This window comes from uncultured Corynebacterium sp. (assembly GCF_945649885.1).
Taxonomy (GTDB): domain Bacteria; phylum Actinomycetota; class Actinomycetes; order Mycobacteriales; family Mycobacteriaceae; genus Corynebacterium.
Genome location: NZ_CALZFS010000140.1, coordinates 1 through 6,894, shown reverse-complemented (window position 1 = coordinate 6,894; position 6,894 = coordinate 1). Strand labels below are relative to the sequence as shown.

Below are 6,894 nucleotides of genomic sequence, written 5' to 3'. Positions count from 1 at the left end.
CACAGCACGGTGCGCAGATTGTCGCCCCCACAGATGGGGCAGGCATACTCGGCGGGTTCACCGTGGTAACTCCCGGCAGTCACCAGGAGGAAGTCAGCGTCACAGATTGCATCTCTGGACACCAGACCATCCCTGAACTGGCGGAGCGTATGCCGGCGGGTCCACTGGTGACTGATCTCATTTCGATAATTCACCACACGCGCAAGTGTAGACGTGGTCATGGGGGAGGCAGTGACAAACGGCTCACACCGGGGAGAGACATCAGGGGAATCACTATGGAAATCTCCCTGAGCAGTTCACCCCTTTCCCAGGACAAGAGAGATCATATATTAAACCTGCTCTTTTTCTGTGAAGGCACTGAAGGGTTTCAAGGAGAACACGTTAGTGGTGCGAAACAAATCTTTTAACCGCTAAGCTGCTTATCATGACTGATGTAACCCCCGAGGATCTCGCTGCCCGCGTGCGACCCGCGCTGACAAAGCTGTATGTCCTCTATTTCCGCCGTTCCGTGAACTCCGACCTTTCCGGTCCACAGCTCACCATCCTCAGCCGCCTGGCTGAAAATGGCCCTTCACGGATCAGCAGAATCGCTGAACTTGAAGATATCCGCATGCCCACCGCCTCCAACGCCCTGCACCAGCTGGAGCAGCTGGGCCTGGTCGAGCGCATCCGTGACACCAAGGACCGCCGTGGTGTCCAGGTGCAGCTGACTGACCGGGGTGCTGAAGAACTCAAGCGCGTCAACAGTGAGCGTGATGAGCAGATGGCTGAGGTGTTGAAGATGCTCCCACCTGAGAAGTTGGAGCGGGCTGAGGAACTGGTCGATATCATCACGGAACTCTCCGAGGTGTACGGTAATTGGAAAGAGCCGGCAAGCTCTTAAGTTCCATGTAACTCAACCTCGGAAGTTAATGAACCCAACGCTGCGTGTACTCGTATCCTGCCGCCCGGAAGATTCTCCTGACGGAAATCCCGGGGAACAGAATGATGCTGTTTTTGAGTTCGCTGCGTGGCTGTCACGGACTACGGACATCAATATTCAGGTGATTACCACCTTTATCCGCCCGTGGCCTTCGTCATCCATCAGCAAACTCGGTGGAAAGTACAAAAAATGGTTCCATAACCTGGATGCCAAATATGAGTCACGCACCATCAAGGCCTTGAAGAACGCCGGGGTTGAGAAGTCCCACTGGGACGATAATTTCTCCAAGTTCGCCGACGGCCCCTCAGAATCCGTTCTGCTCACCCATGCTGCAGAGGGATTCAACGCTGACCTGATCCTGCTGGGATCAGATGCCACAGCTCCGAAGGGCCGCTTCCTGGCTGGTTCCACCGCCGATGCACTTCTTCACACCTCACCGTTTCCCCTCGGGCTTGTTCCCCGTGGCGTCAAACTGTCCAAAAAGGGTGTCACCCGGGTCAACTATGCCTTCACCAGCGATGATGGCGATGCCCATGAGCAGGGCCTGATGGATGCCGCCGAGATGGCCTCCACCTGGGGTCTGCCGCTGCGCATCCTGTCCTTTTCCCCCACCGGCATTGATGATTCCAAGAAGTCGGGGAACCTCGATCTGACCTCCATCCTGTCCACTGAGTGGCGGGAGCATTCCCTGGCCATGTTGGATCGCGCCAGGGACAGTGTCCATGCCAGATACTCCTCGCTGCCGGTGAGCAGTGAGGTTGGTTCCGGGCGGGGATGGAATGGGGCCATCAATGCGTTGAAGTGGAAGAAGGGTGACCTCTTGTGCCTGGGGTCCCGTCCAGCCGATGCCATCGCACGGGTTTTCGTGGGGACAGAGACCATGGAGATCATTCGCAACTCTCCGGTACCCACCATTGTTTACCCTGGTCAATAGAATATTGTTGGCCGGTTCAGAGAGTTAGGACTATCGTCGGGTCACATAACAGGAGGACAATCCATGAGCAAGAAAAAACATCCCCTCAACCCGGATCATCCAGAAAATATATTCAGCCAGGAGGCTGATTACTCCAATCTGCGTCCCACCTTCTCCGATGACTTCACTGATCTGCGCAACCTGCCGGATCCAATGGAGCAACAGCGGAAGAATGAACAGTCATCGCGCCAGGCATTCATCTATCTTTTTGCGGCCCCTCTGGTGACTGTCATAGCGGCCTACCTCCTGGCCTGGGTGGCCAGGATGCAGGGCGGTCCGATCTGTGATGCCGGTGATGCGGTGTGGATCTGTTCACGGGCAGCGGAACTCTGGTGGCCGATCGTCACCAGCCTCATCGCTTTTGGTGGCATGCTCGGCTGTGCCTGGATCCTCTATGACAAGTACCGGAAGTTCCTGCGCTGGCGTGGCTGGATGGGTGTGCTGTGGATTCATATTCCGCTGAGCATGCTGTGGGCGACCTCGGTTCTGCCTCTGGCCATCCTCGGACATTAGAAGAACAAAAGACCTGGGATCTCGAAAAGAGATTCCAGGTCTTTTGTCATTTCCGGTACTCAAGAAAAAGGTTCTACTTAGCGTTGGAGTCCACCACTACCTCGAATTCGAGGAGGGAAGCGCCGCTGGCCACGGGCTTCTTCTCAGAACCGTGTGCACTACCGCCACCACCGTGTCCACCCTTTTCACGCTCTGCATCACGCCAGGCGTTGTAGGACTCTTCATCGGCCCATTGCGTAATGACAAAATAACGGTCTTCACCGGCGACAGGGCGCAGCAGCTGGAAACCTTCAAAACCGGGCTGGGAGTCCACAGCATTCTGGCGGGCGGCGAAGCGCTTCTCCAGCTCGGGGCCGGCGCCTTCGGGAACGGAAATTGCGTTGATCTTGACGATGCTCATGAGTCCCGAGCCTACCGTTTCCTGTGGCTACCCGGCGCGCCTCTCGGGGGAGGGGGCACGCCGGGGAGACAGAAAGGGGCTTAGTTCTCGGCGGCTGCGAGGTTGGCTGCGATCTCGGTGCAGTCCTCACGTCCGCAGTGGCGGGTTTCCATGTTCTCGTAGCAGTCCGGGCACATGAGGACGAGTTCGCGGCATTCGTCTTCGTTGACGCAGTGTTCGAACTTGTTGGTGGGGGTGTCGCAGTGGATGCAGTGGCCCACGCGCTTGTAGTCCTCGCCGAATTCCATGTGCATGCGCTTGTCGAAGACGTAGAGGGAGCCTTCCCACAGGCCCTGGTTCCCGAACTTCTCGCCATAGCGGACGATGCCGCCGTCGAGCTGGTAGACCTCTTTGAATCCGCGGTTGACCATGAGGGAGCTTAAGACCTCGCAGCGGATGCCGCCGGTGCAGTAGGTGACCACGGGTTTGTCCTTGAGGTCATCGTATTTTCCGGATTCGATCTCTGCGATGAAGTCATGGGTGGTGTCCACATCGGGCACCACGGCGTCCTTGAACTTGCCGATCTGTGCCTCCATGGCATTGCGGCCATCGAAGAAGACGACGTCATCGCGTTCCTCGACGAGTTTGTTCACTTCCTCCGGCTTGAGGTGGACGCCTCCGCCCACCACGCCGTTTTCATCGACCTTCAGCTCATCGGGTGCTCCGAAAGCGACGATTTCATCGCGGACCTTCACCGAGAGGCGGGGGAAGTTCTCGGCGCCGCCCTCTGACCATTTGAACTCCATGCGGGCAAAGCCGGGGTGTTCGCGGGTCTTTTTGATGTAGGCCTTGCAGTCGTCGATGTCTCCACCAACTGTGCCGTTGATGCCGTGCTCGGACACGAGGATGCGTCCGTGCAGGTTCAGGGACTCGCACAGGTCACGCTGCCACAGCTGAACTGCCTTGGGGTCAGGGAGAGGGGTGAATGCGTAGTAGAGGAGAGTTTTTCCGGTAGTCACAGTGCTCAAGTGTAATGGGCGGATGGGGGCGGGACGAAAACGCTGGCAAGTCCCTCAACAGGGGGTGGCGCTTAATCGATCATGATCGTTTTGGACAACCACAGGGCTGGTGGCGGACGTAGCGTCGTTAAGCGTGCGGCAGCGTGCTGCGTAGCCGTGAATGTCTTTTTAAGGAGAATTTAATGAGCGAATCCACCATTCGGGTTGCCATCGCCGGTGTCGGCAACTGTGCGACCTCCCTCGTACAGGGAGTGGAGTACTACCGGAATGCCTCCCCAGAGGAGCAGGTTCCAGGCCTGATGCATGTGAAGTTCGGTGATTACCACGTGGGTGATCTGGAGTTTGTCGCAGCATTTGATGTGGATGCGGAGAAGGTTGGTCAGGACCTGGCTGTGGCCATCGAATCCTCCCAGAACTGCACCATCAAGATTGCTGATGTGCCCACCACCGGTGTCACGGTGCAGCGTGGCCCGACCCTCGACGGCCTGGGTGAGCACTACCGGGCGATGATCGATGAGTCCACCGCCGAGCCGGTGGACGTGGCGCAGGCGCTTATCGACGCCCGTGTCGACGTCCTCGTCTCCTACCTCCCGGTCGGCTCTGAAGAGGCGGATAAGCTCTACGCCCAGGCCGCACTGGATGCCGGCTGCGGTTTCGTCAACGCGCTGCCTGTGTTCATCGCCTCTGATCCGAAGTGGGCGCAGAAGTTCACTGATGCCGGTCTGCCCATCGTCGGCGATGACATCAAGTCCCAGGTCGGTGCCACCATCACCCACCGTGTGCTGGCACGTCTGTTTGAGGAGCGCGGTGTCCGTGTGGACCGCACCATGCAGCTGAATGTGGGTGGCAACATGGACTTCAAGAACATGCTGGACCGCAACCGCTTGGAATCCAAAAAGATCTCCAAGACCCAGGCTGTGACCTCTAACCTGAAGGACAGCCCACTGGCTGGAAAGATTGAGGACCGCAACGTCCACATCGGACCATCCGACCATGTTCAGTGGTTGGATGACCGCAAATGGGCCTATGTCCGCCTGGAAGGCACAGCCTTTGGTGGGGTACCACTGAACCTGGAGTACAAGCTCGAGGTCTGGGATTCCCCGAACTCCGCTGGCATCATCATCGATGCCATCCGTGCCTGCCGGATCGCCAAGGACCGCGGTATCGGCGGACCGGTCATGCCTGCCAGCTCCTACCTGATGAAGTCCCCACCGCAGCAGCTGCCTGATGATCAGGCACGTGAGCAGCTGGAAACCTTCATCTGGGGTGACTAGCGCTTGCGGTAGAGCGCCTTTCGCTGGAACTTCGGTTCTGAGGTGACCAGCACTCCGAGGTTGCGGAAGATTCCCTCATCCACTGATCCCAGGATGGTGGTGGTGTGGACATCGCAACCGCGGAGGTTCTTCAACTGATCCAGAGCCAGGCGCGCATTCTCCGAGTTTGCGGCAGACACTGACAGGGCGATGAGCACCTCATCGGTGTGCAGGCGGGGATTTCGGGACCCCAGGTGCTCTGTCTTCAGGGACTGGATCGGCTCAATGGACTCTGGTGAAAGCAGATCCACCTTGCTCTCAATGCCTGCCAGTTCCTTCAGGGCGTTGAGCAGCATCGCAGCGGAGCAACCGAGCAAGGCTGAGGTTTTACCGGTGATGATGCGGCCGTCGGCAAGCTCGAGTGCTGAGCCGGGCGCGCCGGTGTTGGCCTCCATCTCCAGGGCTGCAGCCACCACGCGACGGTCCTCCACGGAGCAGCCGGCCTTGCTCATCACGAGCGCGATGCGCGAGGAAACGGTGTCGTCGAGCTCCTCGCGGCGTTCGTCGACAAGCGCCTTGAAGAAACGGCGCACAATTTCCTGGCGGGCGGCCTCACGGCAGACTTCATCGTCGACAATGGCATGGCCGACCATGTTCACACCCATGTCGGTGGGGGACTGGTACGGGGAGGAACCGCTGAGTTTCTCCAGCATGGTCTTCAGCAGGGGGAAGACCTCAACATCACGGTTGTAGCTGGTGACCTTCTCCTCATAGGCGGTGAGGTGGAAGGGGTCGATGACGTTGATGTCATCCAGATCCGCGGTGGCGGCCTCATAGGCAAGGTTGACGGGGTGTTCGAGGGGGAGATTCCAGATGGGGAAGGTTTCAAACTTGGCATAACCCGAGGCGATGCCACGCTGGTGATCGCCGTAGATCTGGCTGAGGCAGGTGGCCAGCTTTCCAGAGCCGGGGCCGGGGGCTGTGACCACCACGAGATTGCGGGTGGTTTCCACATAGTCGTTCCTGCCGAAGCCGTCTTCGCTGACGATCCTGCGGGCGTCATGCGGGTAGCCGGGGATCACGCGGTGGCAGGCCACCTTGATACCCAGCCGGGTGAGACGCTGCATGAAGGTCTGTGCCTGGGAGTTGTCATCCTCGAGCTGGGTGAGCACCACATGCTCGGTGAGAAAGCCCGCCTCACGGAAGACGTCAATGAGACGCAAGACATCATCTTCATAGGAGATGTCGAGGTCAGCGCGTGTTTTATTGCGCTGAAGATCCTTGGCGTTGATGGTCACCATGATCTCGAGCTCATCCTTGAGTTCTTCCAGCATGGCGATCTTGTTGTCCGGGGTGAAGCCGGGCAGCACACGGGAGGCATGCATGTCGTCGAAAAGCTTGCCGCCCATCTCCAGATACAGCTTACCGCCGATCTGCTCGCGCCTTTCTTTGATGTGCTGCGACTGCATCCTGATATATAGGTCGCGGTCGAATCCGGTGCGCATGGCGTCAACTCCCCAGTTGGATCTCGGCTGTTTCTGACGCATGTGACTCTACCCCGTGTACCAGTGGGAACGATATCTACGCAGTAATTGTACCTGCTCTGAGGAGTGAGGGGATAGAGGAGAGTGCACTTGATGCATAGGGCTTGAAAACGCTGTCTGGTTGTGGGGACTCTTTGTCCGCCACCAATTACCATGTGGTTAACACTTTAAGAATTCTTCCTCTGTGACAACCCGGGAATTTCCGCTCAGACTGCCAACAAGTACTTCTCCCTGTTTCAGAGCACGCACCTGCTTGATGAGCCCGGATACCTGAGATGTCTGAGAGTTCTT

General features: G+C 58.1%; 8 protein-coding genes. 4 read left to right on the top strand and 4 right to left on the bottom strand.

The window, feature by feature from the left end; translation table 11 throughout:
• On the bottom strand, window positions 1-197 hold a 197-nt coding region (locus Q0M74_RS12305), incomplete at its 3' end, for a DUF5318 family protein (protein WP_293954893.1).
• 227 nt (window positions 198-424) lie between these two features.
• On the opposite strand from Q0M74_RS12305, the gene Q0M74_RS12300 reads away from it, so the two are divergent.
• The 3 genes from Q0M74_RS12300 (at window position 425) to Q0M74_RS12290 (ending at window position 2,408) form a co-directional block, all read left to right on the top strand.
• Window positions 425-883: a MarR family winged helix-turn-helix transcriptional regulator gene (locus Q0M74_RS12300; RefSeq protein ID WP_293954891.1), complete on the top strand. Its 459-nt coding sequence runs from the start codon at window positions 425-427 to the stop codon at window positions 881-883.
• Between the two features lie 28 nt (window positions 884-911).
• Complete coding sequence (locus Q0M74_RS12295) at window positions 912-1,856, top strand: universal stress protein (RefSeq protein WP_293954889.1); 945 nt, start codon at window positions 912-914, stop codon at window positions 1,854-1,856.
• Window positions 1,857-1,919: 63 nt separating this feature from the next.
• Entirely contained in the window at window positions 1,920-2,408 is a 489-nt protein-coding gene (locus Q0M74_RS12290) for a hypothetical protein (RefSeq protein ID WP_293954887.1), read from the top strand.
• Window positions 2,409-2,481: 73 nt separating this feature from the next.
• On the opposite strand, the gene Q0M74_RS12285 is transcribed toward Q0M74_RS12290, so the two are convergent.
• Window positions 2,482-2,808, bottom strand: a complete 327-nt coding sequence (locus Q0M74_RS12285) for an antibiotic biosynthesis monooxygenase (RefSeq protein WP_293954885.1) — start codon at window positions 2,806-2,808, stop codon at window positions 2,482-2,484.
• Window positions 2,809-2,888: 80 nt separating this feature from the next.
• A complete protein-coding gene (locus Q0M74_RS12280; protein ID WP_293954883.1) occupies window positions 2,889-3,806 on the bottom strand; it encodes a rhodanese-related sulfurtransferase in 918 nt (305 codons plus the stop codon).
• Between the two features lie 182 nt (window positions 3,807-3,988).
• On the opposite strand from Q0M74_RS12280, the gene Q0M74_RS12275 reads away from it, so the two are divergent.
• Complete coding sequence (locus tag Q0M74_RS12275; RefSeq protein WP_293954881.1) at window positions 3,989-5,080, top strand: inositol-3-phosphate synthase; 1,092 nt, start codon at window positions 3,989-3,991, stop codon at window positions 5,078-5,080.
• Here Q0M74_RS12275 and Q0M74_RS12270 read toward each other — a convergent pair.
• Window positions 5,077-6,564, bottom strand: a complete 1,488-nt coding sequence (locus tag Q0M74_RS12270; protein WP_293954895.1) for a DUF1846 domain-containing protein — start codon at window positions 6,562-6,564, stop codon at window positions 5,077-5,079. The genes Q0M74_RS12275 and Q0M74_RS12270 overlap by 4 nt on opposite strands.
• Window positions 6,565-6,894: the final 330 nt, after the last annotated feature.